Annotated in this window: 14 protein-coding genes, 2 pseudogenes and 1 other annotated feature; of the genes and pseudogenes, 6 read left to right on the top strand and 10 right to left on the bottom strand. The window is 36.3% G+C overall.

All coding sequences use genetic code 11. From position 1 onward, the window contains the following. Window positions 1-17: 17 nt before the first annotated feature. From AMD01_RS04865 to AMD01_RS04880, 4 genes are all read right to left on the bottom strand, one after another. Complete coding sequence (locus AMD01_RS04865) at window positions 18-974, bottom strand: hypothetical protein (protein WP_053400291.1); 957 nt, start codon at window positions 972-974, stop codon at window positions 18-20. Beyond that, a complete protein-coding gene (locus AMD01_RS04870; RefSeq protein WP_053400292.1) occupies window positions 974-1858 on the bottom strand; it encodes a hypothetical protein in 885 nt (294 codons plus the stop codon). Before AMD01_RS04870 ends, AMD01_RS04865 begins: the two co-directional genes overlap by 1 nt. A gap of 218 nt (window positions 1859-2076) precedes the next feature. Beyond that, a complete protein-coding gene (locus AMD01_RS04875) occupies window positions 2077-4890 on the bottom strand; it encodes a type IV secretory system conjugative DNA transfer family protein (protein WP_053400293.1) in 2814 nt (937 codons plus the stop codon). Next, window positions 4874-6178: a replication-relaxation family protein gene (locus tag AMD01_RS04880; protein ID WP_053400294.1), complete on the bottom strand. Its 1305-nt coding sequence runs from the start codon at window positions 6176-6178 to the stop codon at window positions 4874-4876. Before AMD01_RS04880 ends, AMD01_RS04875 begins: the two co-directional genes overlap by 17 nt. A 981-nt stretch (window positions 6179-7159) precedes the next feature. On the opposite strand from AMD01_RS04880, the gene AMD01_RS04885 reads away from it, so the two are divergent. Both AMD01_RS04885 and AMD01_RS04890 read left to right on the top strand, forming a co-directional pair. Then, a complete protein-coding gene (locus tag AMD01_RS04885; RefSeq protein ID WP_157052620.1) occupies window positions 7160-7555 on the top strand; it encodes a hypothetical protein in 396 nt (131 codons plus the stop codon). Window position 7556: 1 nt separating this feature from the next. Beyond that, on the top strand, window positions 7557-8180 hold the full coding sequence (locus AMD01_RS04890) for a hypothetical protein (RefSeq protein ID WP_053400296.1): 624 nt from the start codon (window positions 7557-7559) through the stop codon (window positions 8178-8180). Window positions 8181-8473: 293 nt separating this feature from the next. Here AMD01_RS04890 and AMD01_RS24645 read toward each other — a convergent pair. From AMD01_RS24645 to AMD01_RS04900, 3 genes and pseudogenes are all read right to left on the bottom strand, one after another. Beyond that, window positions 8474-8755 (bottom strand): annotated as a pseudogene (locus AMD01_RS24645) (acyl-CoA thioester hydrolase/BAAT C-terminal domain-containing protein); the annotation flags it as partial. Window positions 8756-8770: 15 nt separating this feature from the next. After that, complete coding sequence (locus AMD01_RS04895) at window positions 8771-9748, bottom strand: acyl-CoA thioesterase/bile acid-CoA:amino acid N-acyltransferase family protein (protein ID WP_245638887.1); 978 nt, start codon at window positions 9746-9748, stop codon at window positions 8771-8773. Between the two features lie 60 nt (window positions 9749-9808). Further along, a complete protein-coding gene (locus tag AMD01_RS04900; protein ID WP_053400297.1) occupies window positions 9809-10372 on the bottom strand; it encodes a MarR family winged helix-turn-helix transcriptional regulator in 564 nt (187 codons plus the stop codon). Window positions 10373-10499: 127 nt separating this feature from the next. Between AMD01_RS04900 and AMD01_RS23365 the strand changes: the two are divergent. Next, a pseudogene (locus tag AMD01_RS23365) lies at window positions 10500-10667 on the top strand (zinc ribbon domain-containing protein); the annotation flags it as partial. A gap of 284 nt (window positions 10668-10951) precedes the next feature. Here the strand turns inward: AMD01_RS23365 and AMD01_RS04905 are convergent. Further along, complete coding sequence (locus AMD01_RS04905; protein WP_053400298.1) at window positions 10952-11599, bottom strand: hypothetical protein; 648 nt, start codon at window positions 11597-11599, stop codon at window positions 10952-10954. A 66-nt stretch (window positions 11600-11665) separates the two neighbouring features. After that, the gene (locus tag AMD01_RS04910; protein ID WP_053400299.1) at window positions 11666-12874 is read right to left on the bottom strand and encodes a ParM/StbA family protein; all 1209 of its coding nucleotides are present in this window, start codon (window positions 12872-12874) and stop codon (window positions 11666-11668) included. Between the two features lie 561 nt (window positions 12875-13435). Between AMD01_RS04910 and AMD01_RS04915 the strand changes: the two genes are divergently transcribed. From AMD01_RS04915 to AMD01_RS04925, 3 genes are all read left to right on the top strand, one after another. Further along, window positions 13436-14182, top strand: coding sequence for a MerR family transcriptional regulator (locus tag AMD01_RS04915; RefSeq protein WP_053400300.1), 747 nt, complete (start codon window positions 13436-13438; stop codon window positions 14180-14182). A gap of 527 nt (window positions 14183-14709) precedes the next feature. Further along, window positions 14710-15033, top strand: coding sequence for a helix-turn-helix domain-containing protein (locus AMD01_RS04920; protein ID WP_053400301.1), 324 nt, complete (start codon window positions 14710-14712; stop codon window positions 15031-15033). 72 nt (window positions 15034-15105) lie between these two features. Continuing rightward, window positions 15106-15354 (top strand) — a binding site (T-box leader). Between the two features lie 78 nt (window positions 15355-15432). Continuing rightward, a complete protein-coding gene (locus AMD01_RS04925; RefSeq protein WP_053400302.1) occupies window positions 15433-16689 on the top strand; it encodes an MFS transporter in 1257 nt (418 codons plus the stop codon). Window positions 16690-17429: 740 nt separating this feature from the next. Here AMD01_RS04925 and AMD01_RS04930 read toward each other — a convergent pair. Further along, window positions 17430-18557 carry a hypothetical protein gene (locus AMD01_RS04930; RefSeq protein WP_053400303.1) on the bottom strand — a complete coding sequence of 376 codons (1128 nt, stop codon included), beginning with the start codon at window positions 18555-18557 and terminating at the stop codon, window positions 17430-17432. Window positions 18558-18949 lie beyond the last annotated feature (392 nt).

Genomic DNA, 18949 nt, shown 5'->3' on the forward strand with positions numbered 1-18949 from the left:
CGTTCTTTCCTCCTCTCCTAGTCATTTTTCTTTAAGAAGTTTAGCGCGGTTCGATGTAACCCATCACTCCGCGGAATGACAAAGCTACGTTCGATTCCCTCTGGCATGAATTCATCCACGCAAAGCCAAATGGTAAAGGGGAAGGTATCAAGCATCAGCTCGTATTGCAAATGCTCGGCTAAACTATACGTGGATACGTTTAACACGACAATGGGCACACCTTCTTCCATCTCATAAAACCGCAACTGATTCGTCTTTTCAAAAAGGACTTTCCATTCATTTAGTCGCTCTTTAAGGTAGGAAAGAAAGTCTTGACCTCTGTGAATACGCTCCACAATAAAAGTAAGAAGCCCTTTAGGAGAATGTACATTGGCAACCGCAAATGGTCTCTTAGCTCGTGAGAATCCTTTAATTTCGGCTTTGAACTTCCACTCTTTTACTACACGACTCTCCATTAAGGAACAACGAAGCTCGTTGACCGCTACATAGCGCTGTATGCCGTATACACCTAGTTTGTCCCATTGATTCGGGTCAAGATAGAATTCTTCGGGATAAAAGTACTTTAATAGTTTATTTCCTGCAATCCCCAACGTATAAGGGGCTGGCGGTTTAATATCCTCATGTTCATCATCCTTCAATCGTACATGCCAACGATCTGCTAGGGATAACTGACGAAATTTATCCAGTCTTTTCGATACCTCTGAACGAGACATCTGAGACGAAAGATAGCGCCTTAATTGGTCTTCATTAGCACATATCGCGTCACCCAGCACTTTTAACAACATAATATCTTTATCATCAATACGCTGTCTCTTATAAAGCGCTAATGATTGTTCCACTGTGGTAAAGAATTGATAGTTGGTGGGTCGTTTCATGTAGCCTTTCACGAAAGGATGGTCCCAAAATGGAACCTCTCCCGTTAGGCTGCCGTGAGATAACTGTTCTTCGTTTAAAACCGTTGATTCATTCATCATTAGCTAAAAAGGAAATCAGTGATATCCTTGCGCTTCTTTTTACCACGAGGGTACGCCACAATAACGACTTTGGCTCTTCGTTGTTCTCGGTTAATCTCACGTACTTTACATGTTACGACTTCCCCCACCGTTGGCTCTGCTAAATCACGAGGCTTCATCCCTTTAACCACAAGACCATTACTTAGTTTGACGAAAATCCCATGAATCGGATGCACCGAATCAATCACTCCTGCAATCGTATCCATCTTCGCTAATTCATCTAACTTGGCAAACGGATCATCAATCGTTGCTTTACGTGACACTTGAATCATTTGACGCTCTTCATCAAAGCGCACGACTTTTACTTCAACATGTTCCCCGCGGTCGAATTGTTCCCCTAAGTCACGCACACGGCCATGATCCCAGTCATTACGAACCATGAAAGCACGTGCTCCGTTCATTTTTAAGTGAATATGTTCGTTCTTCTCATTAAATCCAACAATGGTCGCATCATACACTTTCGTACTCAGCTGCTCATTATCTTGTAGATACTTCATTTCATTCCATAGCTTCTGCGCAAGGAGTTCATCCGCTTTTTTAACCGATACCATGGCAATTTGATGATCCAAGTCTAAGCGGTCAATGATGACCTGTTGCTTAGTCCCTGCAAAACCCGCTAGACTTCGATATTCATAATCTGAAAACTCGTTGACTGGGCAGTAAGCTGTTACACCACCGGGTAACATGAAGATAGCTGTTTCTACTTCACGACTGACTACTTTCCCATCTTCGTTGATGGGTAGCTTCATCGTCTGAACCCCATAGACTACCGCTGTTAAAATTTGATTGGTACGTCTCGCCTCGGCTAACGATTGTAAATTGTCTTCATTCCATGTCTTTTCCATGCGAAAATCCCCCTTAGAAAATAAAAAACACCCCAAACAGAGCATAGGGGTTGCCTATACGTCTATTTGGGGTGTCCCATTTAATTTGTATTAAATTTATTTTACATAGATTACCTTAATTGTCATTTTATCCGAATTACTATGATAATACAACCATTTAATTAATAAAAAAACGCAAAAAACACTAATTAAACGTGACCTTTTACCTAATTAAAACCTTATTTCAATTCTGTCATTAACTCTTCTAGTAAATCTTCTTGATCCTTTGTAATAGATGTAGAGTCTTGCTTTTCTTTTGAAGTAGGTTCATTTTTTGTTGTCACAGCTTCAGGTACTGGGCTAGTATTCTCGATGACCGATGTCTTAATAGACTCCTCCCATAGCAGATCATCATTTATTTCTAAGACGTCTGGTATAACAGGATCGGTCGAGACGTCTCCTTGTAAATCATGACTCTCAGTGGTTGGTGATACTACTGGTGGAACTACCTCTTTTTCCTGTTCTTCAACCAATTTAGGAACAACTCGCGCTTTCTCTATCGTTTGTGCTTGATCATGGTCACGATGTTGCTTCTGCTGTGTTGTCGTATTTACTACTCCCACAGGTGGGACGTCTCGTTTGCTCTCCAAGACGTCTCTCGATGATGGAATGGAAGGAGCGGCCGTTTCAACACGCTTTTCAACTGGTCGAGAAATAGGCTTGAAGCGGATTTCCTTTCTCGGCTGCTTCGCTGGTTCACGCGACGTATTTGCTTCCACAATAACAGGATCAAGCCCTGCCTGCTGTAGAGTTAATTTACGTTCTTCTTGGAACTGCTCCAGAAGCGCTTGTTCACGCTCCGTTGACTCTTCCACTGTTTCCCCAACTAATTCCACCGTACCATGCTGTAAGAGCTCACGACGTCGTTCTAGCCAGTAGACGGCTCGTTCATCATCGACTTGGATAATCGCTTTCTTAAATTCTTCTTTCGGTACAAAGTTCGCATCAATCTGTTTAACAGGCATCGATCGATTCTTCTTCACGATCTTGACGGCACATTGGAACTCGCGTTGAGCTAAAATATCATCTGGACTCATGATCGCTTCTCTTGTTTGCTTATAAGAGCTACCCATACGTGTCATCGGGTTATCCTGCATTGGTGATACAGATTGTTCCGACGTTGATTCCTCAAAGCGACTATTCTCATGGAATAAGCGCGAAAATACATTCGCATCAAATTCTGAGACGTCTGCGTAAACCATTTTGTTACGTAAGGTGGTTAAAAGAGTATGCATGTAGTACTCGCCATAATGATCCGCGAGCTGTGCAATGGTCTGTGTAACCACGGTAATAATAGCCTTATACTTACGGCTTTGCGCTGGGAACTCACGAAACGACTGATAGACATAATCGGGGAACTCATCGCAGTAGATCGCATGGTACGTCGAGGACGCTGGTGTACGGCGAAAGACTGCATTTTGTACAGATAATAAAACAATCTTCCCAAATACATTACTAAGGTTCTGCATTTCCCCTTTTGCTGTATTTACAAGGAGTACTCCCCCATTCTCTAAGTGAGCATCCATGCTAAAGTTCGATTTCCCAAATAACACACGGCGAATCAACTTATTGGCTGCAAGGTCATTCAGAATGTTACGTAGTCCTTTTACATACTCCGCTTCCGCATCGTAGTACTTCACTTCTCCACGATACTTCCCGTCTTTAATTTTCTCTACATTACCAGCGCGATCTGCCTGCGGTAAATGATTCATTTCAAACCAGTCATCCACGCCTTTTACGATGTGCCAGTGGTTGCGCTCGTCACGATCTGTGTACGTTTCCCAATCAGCAGGAATCAGCGCTTTTAATTGAACGTGCATGTGTCGAACTAGTTGTGCATCGTTATACATGTCGATCAACATATCGAAGGTTGGTTCGTTTTCTGGGTCATACAGCTTCAAGAGATACACGTAATACTTCAAATGGTTACGTTGTGATTGACCGAAGAAGTCACGCGCTCCGTCCCCTAACCCTTCTACCACCATCGCAAGGGATTCAGCTACCCTTTCAACCGGTCCCTCTAATGGATTAATACAGGGGGTGTCTTTATTCGTTGGATCAATATAGAACACACTCTCAGTTGGGATGTTATGAGCCTGTACAAGCTTGTATGCCTTTTGGCAAAGGTCATTCGATGGTTCTATGACAGTAATTCCATTCAAATAACGTCCCTTTACCTCTTCCGTGTGAAAATCCTCTCTCTTGGATAGCTCCGGGTAATCATTGATGAATTTAGCCATCCAGTGTAAATCCTGATTAATAAGAGGTAAAACTAGCGCCGCTGTTTTACCTGTCCCGATACTCCCTACAATAATCCCATTTAATGTTCGATCTTGCCCTGGGATAATGACTTGTTCCTTCGTCTTCGAGTCAGGCCCCAATACCACATCTGGCAGTTGATCGGCTTGAGATTCCACTTTCACGAATTTTTGCAGTTTAGCAGAGACAAATTCATACTCCGCAAAGCGCTCCATAATCTCTTTTTGATCACGTGTCACTAATCCACCCATCCATAGCAGAATGAAAGCACCGATGATACCAGGTAAGAGGATAAGAATCGTCATGAGCTGATCGGTATTCTGTAGCAACACCGCCTCAAACGATAACTTACCAATGGATGCTTTACTCGCTAGATCCTCCAAGTATGGAATCACCGTGCGATAGACAGGTGCCGTCGCATACCACAAGAAGTGAAAGGCAACCGCCATGAAGACCGTTAAGAAATAGATGGCTTTCGGAGACGTCTTCTTATAAAAGGCTACCTTTGTGGAAAACAACCACGATCCAATCATAAAGACAGTCGTAAGCGCCATACCAAGCAAGGTCGGATGAACGGGATCACCTAGTAAGGGAAACGATAAATCCTCTTGTTTAATTTGGTTAAGCAACACAAAAAAGTAATTGGCTGCGTACTTGATAAGGAAGAACACACTAGCTACGAGTGATAAATGACTAATACCAATAGGAAGATGCTTTTTAATACTTCCAGTCAAGCAAAGCCCTCCCTTCCATACGGTAAGGAGTCACTAACTTATAGAATGCTGGTTCTTCCCCTGTATACCCGTAACTAGAACCGTCACCAAAATACACATTTTTATAGTCGATGCCGATAATGTCATTTTCTAACTCTTCGCGGTTCTCATAGAAGGCGATAATGCGCTGGATAGTAATTTGCGTTAATCCTTTTTTTACATATTCGTTTAAGGTATCTACTCTTGCCAAACTTTTAAGGTTGCCTTCTTCAAGAAAAACAAGCATGACGGTTTCTACCTTATATCCCGCATCATTAATCAACTCACAAACCATATCAGCTTTTGTTGGATAGTTCTCGGATTGAATATATACAAACTCATCTAAGATTGGATGAAGTGTAAAGCCAAACTTACTGTTCATGGATAAGTTCTTCATAAGCAGTTGTGTATCTTGCTCAATAAATTGACTTGTATATGGGCGCTTTCCTACTAGTAAATCAGTGGCTAATGCCGCAGCGCGCTCTAGGGTGATGACATAGACGTCTAGATTTTCGAGTTCTAATCCCTTTGAGTACAGCAAGCGCTTTTTGATATTCCCGATACGTCTTTCTCTATTAGGGCTCCCGTATCTCAAATTCATAGACGAGTCGATTTCCACAAACAAGACACTATAATGTCTATCAGGGTTGTCTAATGACGTAGCTCGGTACCTCTTCACCTTATCTTCTAATCGATTGAGCGCCTCTGTTCCCATGTCCAATTCAACCAGCACATGTTGATCGTCATGAGAAATTACCCAATCGGATACAATGCGCTCATTTTCAAACATTTGATCCGTTCCTATAAAATCGTATGGAGCAACAGACGTAAAATTTTCACCTTGGCTTAGTCCTTTACTTAGGGTACTTATGACAACTTGCTGTATGGATAAGTAATGATCTAGATTTTTAATATTTGCTATACGGCTAGGTAAGTTACGAGAGACTTGTTTTGAAATTAATCCTTCTTGGATTAAAATATCAAGGCCTTTCGGACCAATTCGATAATAGTTAAAGTAAAACCCCTTTTGACCTAATGAGTATGGTTCAGCAATGACAATTCCATATTTGGTGAATTTTTGAGAAACACGCCGACGATAGGTTTCACTCTTGGTTGCTGGTTCAATCTGCTTTAAATACTCGTACATTTGGGGATGCGTTAAGATCCGCTGATTATAGAGTAAGAGTAAGGTCTGAATTTCTCCATCCGTAATCTGGACACCCTTCCGATTATCACCTGTACTAAAATACTTCCTTTCCACTTTCAACATTTTATTCACTCCTTTGAAACAGAAAAAACCCCAAAACCAAAGAGAGGTCGAAAAACCTTCTTTTGATTTTGGGGTGTCCCATTTCGTTTAAATTTAATTGTAGTTGTACTATACCATATTTTTCTTGTACAGAAAATAAATGAATAAAGTCATCTTAAATTAACTCATTTTTCGAGGGTGAAATTAGATTGTTTTCACGGATTTAGGCTAGCTATTTTTCGTATTGGAAAATGGGGGAAAACAGATTCTATTTCTCATGATAGTCGGGCTTTTTTGCATGCTTCTATTCCTTAATTCAGCTGCTTTTGAATTATGTCATCGATGTCAATAGTCATATGCGCAAAGTTACCCTGCACACTTGACTATTGACGATTGAATATTGCCACTTGACCATGCACATATGGAGAATTATCTATAGAAAACGGTGGTTATACGTCCCTCTAAGAAACAATAAACGAGTTAATCTCCAAATGGATTTTTGATTATTTTACTTAAATATTCATCTGAATTACTTTTCAATATAAGTTTAAATATTAATTTAAATACATATTAATATATATATTCATCATTTTATATTAAAATGTTCCAATTTATATTAAAATTATATTCAATATATATTTATTTACTATCACAATTAATTAAAAGTAATAAGAAAATAAAAAATACCAACCTAATGTTGGCATTTCATTGGACTTTTATACCCTTTATCTTCTTGGATTTTAAGATTAAGTTCAAAGCATCTTTTTTAGAGATCACATTTTCCTTTTTGCTATTCTCTTTTTTCATAACAATTTTACCTCCTTACGTACTAAATATATGTATTTGCAATTGTGTCCACTTTTCACGACATTTATACACATAACCTCCCTCCTTCTCACATATCTTGTATTATCTTAACCAACTAACCAACTGACCCAAACTTAATCTCATATTTTCACAAAAAAGAAGAAAGAGAGGATCATTATGAAAAGTATTAATCCGATGTTCCAGAAGCAGAAGTCTTCTTCCACCAATCAACAATCCACTAACAATGTTCGGAAAACAGCCAAAATAGATCAACCAAGAAAAAGAAGAAATGATAAGAAACATGATATTCGTGTGCCTGTATCAGACGCTATTAAGTCTTATATAAAGTCGGGATCGTTCGAATATGATTCCATTACCCAGTACTGTACTCATTTAGTTGAAAAAGGCCTTAAAGCAGGTGTTGAGTTTCCACCAAGTCATTACATTAATTACGATGATGTGGTTCATGTGAAGGTTTCACAAGAGGTCTATAAACTTATATTTGATAAGCAGCTAGAATGGAATCAGCGCAGCATACGCCAAGCCACACATAGAATCCTAATGGGTATGTTAAAAGCTGAGGGGGTTTAAAATGAGGTCTTATAGCAAAGCTAATTTATTGGGGTCTTCTTTTCATTCTAATAGCGGAAATACTGGTACATTTATTAAAGCAGTTAACCTTCTCTCTCAAAAATTCGATGTGCGTTTCCGTATTGATATCCCTTATTCCGTTTATCTACGCGGTGAAACCTTTTGTGATGATATTCAAGAGTTAAGTGGTGAAAAGTTTACCAATGGGGATTTGATCAAGATTTTATATCACGACTTTGTTATGTACATCATGAAGAAGCCAGACTTAAAACGGGTCTATCAGTTGCTTCTGGAACGCTATGATCGTATTTATAATGTTCAAAAGCCTAGACGTCTCGAAATCATCCCATACAATACACCTGAAAAGCTGATTATAAATGATCAGAGAGGCACTTCTACGTATGATCTAGAGGATGATGATTATGTGACTTTAAAAGTGTACCTTTCTAAGAAATATGCATTAAGAGGAGAAGTCGTGTTAGCGGATCTAGCAGAGATATATCCTGATCATCCTTTTACATTGGAAAAAGTCTTAGAAATCATTTATATAGACTTTGTGGAGAAATTTAGACGTGGTGAGTTGCAGGATGCTGTTGTTAATATTTTAAACTACTTGGATGAGTAATTTAAACATACAGATGACAATTATGGATAGGATTATTTCCAGTATGATGTTTTTTCCACACTATAAACAGGTATATTTTTATTCAGAAACTGTTTTGGAATTTAAGACCAATGTCTTATCAGTTCAAGGATGTATCAAAAGTTGTACAAACGATAAATCAAGACAGTAAAAGAACCCTTGATATATAAGGGTTCTTTTACTGTCTAGTTTCTAAAGAGACATTATGGTAACTAAAGTTGTGTGCGGTATACACTTAAAATATTCTTTGTAGTTTTAATTGGTATTTATCAAAACTAGGCCATGAAAAACTCTAATGTTTTGTTCCATGAATCTAATTGACCATATGAATTTCCTTTTAATGTACCACCACAAGTGAAAGATCCTTTCCCCATTTCCACATTTAATGTCTCACTTAGAGGTATAACATATGGTATGGGTAAAGAATGACCTAGTTCTTCATAGTCTAAAAGAGTGTAATTGTACTTGTAGTTATTTTTTTTCAAATTGTCCATTATTTCAAGGCATGCCTCATAAGTATTCCAAACATTATCTTTCTGACCTGCAATTAGTAATAAATCCGCGTGAGCATTTTATATTTTTATTCGGGCTTCTTCTTTTCTCTTTTCTCTCTCTACACTTTTCTTATACGTAGTAGTAAACCCAAAAGGGATATTCCTTTCTATACAATGACGCTGATGCTCATAAAATATATTATTATCAACAGGTATAAAAGGTAACGACTTTCCTTTGTAAGACCATGAGGAAACATTCGCTCCACTCATAAGACCATTTAGTGCCTGAAAGCAATACGCATGTGGTGCAGAGACTACCACTTTAGAAATAATATTGTATTTTGAAGATAAAAGTAATGCTAATTCTCCACCTTTAGAGGTACCATGTATATATATTTTGTCATCATACGTTAATGGGTTTTCTTTAATCCAAGAAAATACTTGTTCAAAGTATTCCAGAGGAATTTCTTTAAGCTTTTCTGGTAATCCATCTTCATTAAAATACCCCACAACTAAAACATTAAATCCTCTAGATGCCAGAGGTCCTGCTAAAAATGAAAGCCCACTTCGCGACCCATCAGATCCCCCTAATAGAATAATCGTTTTTCTGAGCGACTTTTCGGAGTAAAATAACTCTCCTTTAAATTCTTCAGTAATTTTCTGTCTTTTCACTATAGGTAACTTTAACATACGCTCAATCTTTACACACTTTTTCTCATCTTTATATTCACATACAAAATCTATAAATATGCTATTATCTATTGAAAGATTAGAAGCAATATTTTCTCCCTCACTCCTAACCTTTGTTAAAGATGCAATAAGTCCCATGCTGTCTATGTAGTCATACGTTCCACAAGTAGGTTTCTGCTTTGATAAATCGACTTGCCCCTTGGAATCTGCAGTAAACCATGCAAATGATTCATATTTTTCACTCACTGCCCATGGAAAATGCATAGAGGCAGTAATCTTTACTTTCTCTCCGGGTAATAGCTCTGTAATAGTAATGTCAACCTTCTCGTCAATAAGGGCAACAGTGGGTTTTATATGTATTTCCATATTGTTAAGCCTCCATAATTATATAGAAGATGAATATAATGTTGCATCTCCTAATCATTGTTATTCGGAAATATTTCTTTTCGAGACAAAATGATTTAAGGCCCGGATTTGTGCTTCTTGAAAGCCTTTTTGATCTTCAAATTTATAGTTCACATTTTCTTCAAAACCTACTTGTTCTTCACTTTTCCCACCATCTAGTTTTTTTAATAAACGCCATAATGTCTCTAAATCCTCGGTTGTAAAGTTATTAAAAATATCACTCATCAAGGTTACTACTTTTTCTCCGCACTGCACCATAATCTGTTTGCCTAAGTCTGTAATTTTAACGTTAATTGCACGCTTATCTCGTTTACTGGCACCTGTGATAAAATACCCTTTCTTCTCAAGATTTGTTATCAGGGTTTGTGCACTTTGTTTACTAGTCCCTAACTCTTTAGCTATATTAATAAGTGTTGTATCATCCTCTGGCAAGTGCGCTACAGCCAACATAATCATGTATTGTCGCGATGTTAATTTTTCGAAATAGCTATCCCCCTGCGCTTGCAACTTATTTGTGACTGAAAAGAAAGCTGCATAATTCTGTTGCATCAGATGAAGCTCCTTAAGAGCTTTAGAATAGTTCATAAAAATACCTTCTCTCAATTATTGTCAGCATGCTGACAATAATTAGAGTAACACCCTTTTTCAATTTAGTCAATATATTGACTAAATTGAAAAAGGGAATCACTAATTGTTTCTGATAAAGTCGAATATACCTCCTGCCTACACGTCTCAGACGTGTCCTGCTTGTTCCGAACGAAACAATGCAAAGGATCGATCGTATCACTGTCAATATGGCTTTTGTACTCATCGAGATAGAGTGGGTGCAATGAACATTCGATATGCACCTGTGATTGATGGTCATAGTCAATCAGCATAGGGAACTATAGGTTCTGCCCTATGAGGGGTGATGGCACACCCTCATCTTGAAAGCTGTACAAAGCGGAAATGAATTGCGTACGCCCAGTTATTCAAGAATCCCATCCGTTTCACCTCAAGGTGTAGGACTTGCGGCTTTAGCGGTGGGAGTGTCAAAAGAAGTCAACTTAAAGTTACCTGTAAGCCAACCAAATCTATGTTTTATTAGAATTAGTACTGTTACTAATCGCTGTAAAGGTGAAAAAAGATGCAACTTGTGATTAAACAAGTTGCATCCTTTTTTTATTAACCGAGAAGCCATCCTGCATCTCCGAGATCATCTTTACTCTTCTCACTAGTTTTATTACGATTGCCAATTACACTATCTTCGCGTTCCTTTTCATCTTCAATATCTTTATGAGGAACGATCTTTGGTTTCTCAACTGAATGCTGCCGTGAACCAATTACAACTTCATCTGGTTCTTCTGCAACAACTTCCTCTATGTCAACATCCTCTTTCTTATCTTCATCAACTACTGGGTTTTCATGTTGACTACTTTGTTCAATATTACGTGATACGTTACGTTCAGGAATAGTTGTTAACGATTCTGCTTTTGCCATTGGTTTACTTTGTAAATAAGCTTTTTCAAAAGTATCCTTTTGTTCATACTCTTCCGGAGAATGTGGTCTGAGTTGATTCACATTACTATGTCCGCTAGGAGTAACTGCCTCTTTAGCACCTAAATATTGTGCTGGGTTGCTTATATCCCTTCTCATGGGAACGCGGCTCTGAATATCAAACGAACCCTGTTGTTGCACAAAATATTCAATCGCAAAACGTATACCTTCTGAAATATTTGATTGTCCATTGATATAATCTAATACAACTTGGTTATCATCTAGTGTAAAAATAACCTGACTGCCTGCATTTTTCTTCTGAGGTTTCCTTGCCACTTATCCATCGCCTCCTCTACATAGTCAGAAGTCGTGCGGGACTTGGCACGACTTCTTTCAATATGATTAGTTAGATGCCAACACCGCTTCTTTTACACGATCAAACATGCCTAGTTTCATGAATGCATCCATACCCTCTACGTTCATTAATGGTGCATATGCTTTTGGTACCCAGAATAACTTGATCTGTCCACCTTTTCGTCGTCCAAGTTCTTTTTCAAGTAACGGTTCCATTAAGTCTTTCATTAAAATAGATCCACCACCGTAGACAACGACAACATCGATTTCATTGTACGCCTTATCAAGTTGCTCTTTAATTTTGTTAATAATTTCAGAAATAACAGGTTGTAAGGCAATTTGCATATAACTGTGAGCTTTAGGTGCTTCGTATGAATGATTTTCAGCGTCTTTAAGGTATTCACTAAACTTTTGGCGATTCAAGCCTGCATATCCTGTTTCTTGAGATGTAAATAGGTTCATTGCTTGCACGATAGCGTGAGCAATACCCATATTTAACCCTTCTGCTTTATCTTCATCAAATGCCATATGACGCGTAATAGGAAGCTCTGTTGTACCGTCTCCGATATCTACATGTAATAAACGCTTATCTTGAAAATACTTCCCATCGATTGCTTTAATATCATATTTCTTCGCAAAGTCTTGCAATACTTCATGGTTCTTACTAAGGTGGTTAAGATAAAAAAGGACTGCGGTGCCCTCAGGTAGAACCTTAACAAAGTCAAAGTTGATCTTGACATTTACTTTTTCTTCTCCTAAGAAAACAACCGCCGTATGTGTCCCCTCCATGAATTTGTTTTCAAACTCTTTGTTGTGCTTAGACCCAAGTTTATATTCAGTGACAGGCAACGCTGTTGTCATATCAACCGTAACCTCAAGATCTTTTGCTAGTTTACCCTTCTTGTTAAAGCTCGTTTTAACCGCCCATGCTGCAATATTTCCAATCGTATTAACAACCGGAATAGCCGAGTCTGCTTTATATTCTTTACCAGCATTCATATTTTGTTTAGTAGTTCCTTTATCAATCGCTGCTTTTCCGATGTAGTATTGACCAGGAAAATCTAGAGCTGGTGATTGAATTGAAACAAATAGATTTTCATATAAATTTTCTACTAATTCTTCAATAGATTTGTCCCCTACTCGTTTGTAAGCAAGTTCCAACGCGTATGTATTAGGTTGACGAATCAACTCATCATTAATAATAAGTGCTTGTTCACTATTCCCATTATCGTTTGTTACTTTAGCTTGTAATTTCATATAATAATCCCCCTACTTCCACAAATAAGTTTGATTTCATAAAAGTAATATACCACAAGAGGAATATTTTGTCTATATTCAACATCATTCATAAATTATTTAAATTATATTGAATATCAATAGATAATTTATTCAATATAATTTAAAATATATATTCATTTTATATTAATTATATATTGAATTTATATTGAGTAGAACGAAACTAAACTAGCGGTAATGTTAACTTAGCGATAAAGTGAAATAATCTACAAAACGCTAATCCACTGATAACGCCTATACCACCTATAAATTACAAACAATTACTCAAAACTAAACTAGTGATAACGTTATTTTAGTCATAATCAAAAATAGATAGCTGATAGATTAACAATAATATATTACTGATATACAATTAAGAAAAAGATAACGCATATCCGCTCCATCAAAAAATAAATCAAACTAATACATATGAAGTAATTGCAATCCATCTATAACATATAAGATAATAGTAATTAGAATTAATAGTAGACTGTAGTTTACATATATATCGATAATTTACCACAAATAAGAGGAGGGGTACCTTTGGAAGGTAATAATTTTTGGAAAATCTCCGAGTTCTCTAAGCAATTAGGGAAACACTTTACCACAACAGATAATTGGTTTAAGCAATTAGAAGCTAAAAAGATCCATTATATTATGAGGGACGCAACTGGTGAGAAGGTATATGACGATTTAGACCTTCAAATTGGCAATTTCATACGTAGGGGACGTGAAGAAGGGCTGCCTATGCGTGTGATACAAGACCAATTAGCAGAACGATTTGATCTGAGACCGTTTCCTATAGAAGAACTCGAAAATATGGCCTCAAATGAAATTGTAGATATTGATGCTGTCAAAATGTTATTTACGGAAATGGCTAAAGAAATTGTGCAAGAAGAATCCTTATTACTTAAAGAGGAGATTCCACAAATCATTAAAAGCGCAATGGAGCCTCATCAAGAGCAATTGACATCGATGATCCAGCAGCTTAAAACAATTGAAGTAGCAAATCAAAACTTATTAACTGGAATAGAAGAAGTAGCTCCAACAAAAGAGCAAGAAATTATAGCTAGAGAAAAGAGAATTAATGATCGAGCTGTAGCTAGAAGAGTTGAAAGCAAGTTACGACAGAAGGCACTTCGCCTTTGGTTAGAAAAACCTCAAAATGAGCGCTATGTAAAAGTGGGGATCTTTCGAAAAGAAGAAGATATAACGAAACGCGATCTGTTCGTAGAGGAATACGTAGAAGAACATTATGAAGACGAATTAAAAAAATATTCGAATAAATAGTAACAAAAAATGCAATATATGTTATAATACCCCAAAAGACAATATTCTGGGGTGATCAATATGTTTCTTCCAATGAAAAAGGAAAACGTGACTAAGGTTGATAAAGCTGTTAATGGGTTATTATGTTTAGGAATCGTCGTAGCAGCTGGACTAGCTTTCTACACACATATGTAACTACTACAGACTAAGTGCTTTTTATACGAATGAAAAGAACGCTTTTAGAGCAATCCTCTAAGAGTGTTTTTTCATTTGTATTCAACTGATATTTCTCCCTTATTGTCTCCTGAACATAGCAATAATATGATGTGATAGTTTATAGTCACGTTTGAATATTTGAATAAGTAACATACTTTTTCATCGTCTGTAGACGCTAATCATAATCTGTGATTTTAAGGCTATAACTAGTATTACACTTATATTTTCTGAAGTGCAACTGATGGTTGCGTCCTTGGAAACCAACGTATGCTCGTTAATTCGCAGTATTTCAAATATATTTAGACTATAAAACTTATTAGGTGGGCTGATTCATGGATTTATCTTATAATTTGAAAGCAAAAAGAGAGGAACATCATTTTTCTCAAGAAGATGTAGCAAAAGTCTTAAATATCTCTAGACAATCCATTTCTAAATGGGAGAACGGAAATTGTTATCCTGATTTGGATAATTTGATTAAATTAAGTGATTTATACAAGATTTCGTTAGATGAATTAATTAAAGGGGACAAGTCCTTGCAAGAAAAAATTATCATAAAAGAATCTGGAGAAAAGTATTATAAATGGCCCTGGTGGATTATCTTCCCTATATTCGGAATGTTATATGCGTTAGTCTCTATGGTCTTAGATCATTTTTAAAATGCATTTAAGAATTATAAGGTGAAAAAATGTATTTACAAGATATATCCAATAATGCTAATATGTATGAAATTAAACGCGATGAAGAGAAGAGTAGGTAATGTAAATTCTAAACAGAGAACCCTGGTAGCTGAAAAAGGGGGAGAATTTTGTTATTGAACCAAGACTCCGAGCAGCACATTGGAACCGACTATGGGGATAGTGTGACGGGTGCTCCCGTTAAAGAGCTAGGGTATAATCTTTTTTTGTACCTGATAAGGTTAATATGGTGACATATTAACAAACTGGGGTGGTACCGCGATCTATAATCTCGTCCCCAAGACACATTAGTCTTGGGGGTGGGATTTTTTTTGTTTTAAATATTGAACTCTATCTCATTATCTTTTAGGAGGAATTCCATTGATATTCAAAAAAACATTGGAAACTTGGCGGTATCCATCTATCTTATTATTTAGCATTGGTGTTTCAAGTATTGGAAGTTGGGTTTATTTTATTGCGTTAAATCTCATCGTTCTTAACATAACAGGTTCCGCTATTGCTGTTACCGGTTTATATATCGTTAGAGCGCTATCAAAGTCTTTTACTAACATATGGTCAGGGAGCCTCATAGATCGTTTAAATAAAAAGGTTCTCATGATAATTTTAGATATTCTTCAAGCTTTACTAATTGCATTATTACCCTTCTTTTCTTCTTTAGGGTTCATATATACTATGGTTTTTCTTATTACAATAGCCAGCACTATGTATCACTCGACATCAGTAACTTATATAACAAAGTTAATACCAATAGGACAAAGAAAACGTTTTAATTCTTTGCGTAGCTTACTTGATTCTGGGGCTTTTTTAACTGGTCCAGCCATAGCAGGACTAATGTTTACAATTGGTACACCTAATATGGCTATTTATATTAACGCTATAGCTCTGTTCTGCTCTGCATTAGTTACATTACGAATGCCTAATGTTGAAAACGATGCACGAGTAGAAAATATATCAGAGACACCAAAATTATCTTTTCAAGTATTAAAAGACGATTGGAAGCTAGTCATTAGATTTAGCCACAAATACCTCTATATCATGATGATTTATCTTTTGTTTAGTACGATGATTGTCATGATGACAGCTACAGATTCATTGGAAGCTGCTTTCGCAACTAAGACACTTTCTTTATCTGAAGGTGAATATGGCATCTTAGTCAGTATCGCTGGAGCAGGAGTATTAACAGGATCTTTATCCAATACATTCATGATTAAAAAAATTCCTACCTCATGGCTTATTGGTTCAGGGTCTTTAACAACTGCAATAGGTTATATGGTCTTTACATCATCTAATACTTTTTTTATAGCATCTATAGGCTTTTTTGTCTCATCATTTGCTACTGCATATTCTAACACTGGTTTTTATACTTTCTATCAAAACAATATACCTGTTGATATAATGGGTAGAGTTGTAAGTATTTATGGGTTTATTGAGGCTTTTCTCATTATTATTGCTACTGCAATCTTTGGAATTTCTTCTGAACTTATATCTATACGATTTGCTGTAGTTTCAGGAGCATCTATAATGTTTTTAGTGTCTTTCACACTATTTATTAGTAGTATTAAACCATCAAAAGCTAAGTTCTATTCCAATCCATCCGAGCTGGGGGGGAACCTTTAAAGTAGGGTATTCTCCAAGACAGTGAAAAACTCTATCTAGAAACGTCACAGGTTTAGCATAGTAAAGGGTAGGGCCAGATAAAATAAACTACTTGGTAAAAGAAAACTTATTCAAGTCAGAGATATAACTCTCTGGCTTATTTTTGTGTTTCATTAAATCAATTGGAACAATTTAAGGTGAGTATCGAACACTTTTTTATTCGGTCATGTCTATAGCTCTTTGTAATTCTTTATAGTCAATGTTTAATGATCGCTTTATTAGCACGGTTATATTATAGTTCTCTATTTCTTCTAATATTTTTTTGTGTACATATACTAATACATACATTGATCCTATTTATTACGTTGTGCGTTTTAAATATCATTTATAGATATTATAAAGGAATTAAAAAGATATTAACGTCATTAAAGATATTGTAAAAATGAATTCATTAAAAAAGCCTTATGTACCAACATTCACACGTATTTTTGTTGATTAATTTAGTTAGTTTTTCAACAGGAATAATTATAGTTATCCACTAGCTTTTTTTTAAAAGTATTCTATTTATTTATATAATTTTTGATTACTTACAATAAAAATTTTATTTTTTTCTCTCTATATTTGATTTTTTTCGTGAAATTGATTTTCATTATCATTTATTGTATTTATTAAGTTAACCTAGATGATTAAACAAATAGAAAGATTAAAATTACAAAGCATAAAAGAGGTTTAAATAAAAAAAGGCATAACAAAAAAGGGTATTATAAAGCGTTAATTTTTGCCTGGTAATACCCATTGGCAATTTTTTTCATATACATAAATAAGTTAGACTCCATTTCATGGACAAGCTTTCTGAATGAAGAAGGATCTTCATGTAAAAAAGATTCTTTTAAGAATTCAGTAGAAGAACGAATGGTACGTTCAAGCAGATCAGCACCGAATTCATGAGCTAATGCATGAATATCCGTTTGTTTAATGGAGAACTGGCCGAATTGCTTAAAGAATGATTTGAACTCTCCAAATAAGCGCTCGGCTTGTACTTTTTCTAGCTCTTTCTGGCGTTTACTATTAAATGGCCCAACCAAGTTAAAGCTAAGAATGAATCCATCTTTAATCTTTTCAAGGACGGATTTTCTTGGTTGTTTTTCTTCAAATAATGCTTTTACACAATCGTCTTTCTCCAGCACACTCACATGGAAAATAGATTGCAATTTGTTCACCATGTTTTTAATCGCTGCTTTATAACCTATGTAAGAGGGAAGTACATACTTTACCTCTGTATAAGATAACAATGCCTCTGTATCTTGTTTAACGTTTACTTCGGATTCATAAGCATATAAAGCACGAAGAGCAATACGAAGCATATTAATGTTCTCTACTTTAAGCAGCTCATAAATAACTTCATCTGACACAGAAGTGTACCCGCTTTTAGATGTGTACTTGTCCAAAACGGATTCAATAGAAGCTGTTGCATCCATTGGTAGTTCCTCTTGGTTCTTTTTATGTAAGTCTAAACAGTTTTCTAGGTATTCAATAAATGAAACTTGTATGTATTCTCCCCATAAGCGATCCCATTGGATAATATCGTGTTCTTCTAGGGTTTTATTGTTATTTTGTACTGTTCGAACGGAGCAATCAATTGTAGCTGCTAGTTCTTCTTCGGACATTAACGTAATTCGGCCCTGGCTGTCGCATTTAGCCATGTAAGCAAGAACTTGTTTGATTAAGGATTTTGTCCACTTAATGTTTAAAAAATTCTTAGCGATCCCCATAGCATGCTGCTCGTAATAATATGTATTGTCTCGTTTAGTCAATCTGCTCACGCCACTTAGTGCGACTAATAGTTTGTTAGCAATTAGTGTATGTCTTTTTAAAACTAAGCTATTCATGATGCAATGCTCCTCCTTTCCGTACATTTCTTCTTTTACAGTATAGGTACAGTATAGCCATCTGTAAAATGACACTTTTGCACGGAGAAATGGAGCAATTTTTTCACGAACCCTTACGTACCAAGGGGTTAAGTCGGACACAATTAGGATGACACTTTTGCACGGAGATTTGGTACAAAAAATAGATTTATTAGGCCAAAACGTTGATGTATTAGGCTTTTAGAATAGAAATCTGAACCTTAATTGACCTTTAATGTAATATAAAGGAAAAATATCAAACTTTTTTTATAGCAAAGTGACACTTTTGCACGGAAAAAATGGTACAAAAAAGCGCAAAAGTGTGGAAAACCACACAAAAGTGACACTTTTGCACGGAGAAACGGTACAAAAAG

Source organism: Priestia koreensis, from assembly GCF_001274935.1.
GTDB lineage: Bacteria > Bacillota > Bacilli > Bacillales > Bacillaceae_H > Bacillus_AG > Bacillus_AG koreensis.

Bases quoted from the DNA above. Each gene is read 5' to 3' on its own strand.
- AMD01_RS04865 (WP_053400291.1), bottom strand. From the start codon at position 974: ATGATGAATGAATCAACGGTTTTAAACGAAGAACAGTTATCTCACGGC.
- AMD01_RS04870 (WP_053400292.1), bottom strand. From the start codon at position 1,858: ATGGAAAAGACATGGAATGAAGACAATTTACAATCGTTAGCCGAGGCG.
- AMD01_RS04880 (WP_053400294.1), bottom strand. From the start codon at position 6,178: ATGTTGAAAGTGGAAAGGAAGTATTTTAGTACAGGTGATAATCGGAAG.
- AMD01_RS04885 (WP_157052620.1), top strand. From the start codon at position 7,160: ATGTTCCAGAAGCAGAAGTCTTCTTCCACCAATCAACAATCCACTAAC.
- AMD01_RS04890 (WP_053400296.1), top strand. From the start codon at position 7,557: ATGAGGTCTTATAGCAAAGCTAATTTATTGGGGTCTTCTTTTCATTCT.
- AMD01_RS04895 (WP_245638887.1), bottom strand. From the start codon at position 9,748: ATGGAAATACATATAAAACCCACTGTTGCCCTTATTGACGAGAAGGTT.
- AMD01_RS04900 (WP_053400297.1), bottom strand. From the start codon at position 10,372: ATGAACTATTCTAAAGCTCTTAAGGAGCTTCATCTGATGCAACAGAAT.
- AMD01_RS04910 (WP_053400299.1), bottom strand. From the start codon at position 12,874: ATGAAATTACAAGCTAAAGTAACAAACGATAATGGGAATAGTGAACAA.
- AMD01_RS04920 (WP_053400301.1), top strand. From the start codon at position 14,710: ATGGATTTATCTTATAATTTGAAAGCAAAAAGAGAGGAACATCATTTT.
- AMD01_RS04930 (WP_053400303.1), bottom strand. From the start codon at position 18,557: ATGAATAGCTTAGTTTTAAAAAGACATACACTAATTGCTAACAAACTA.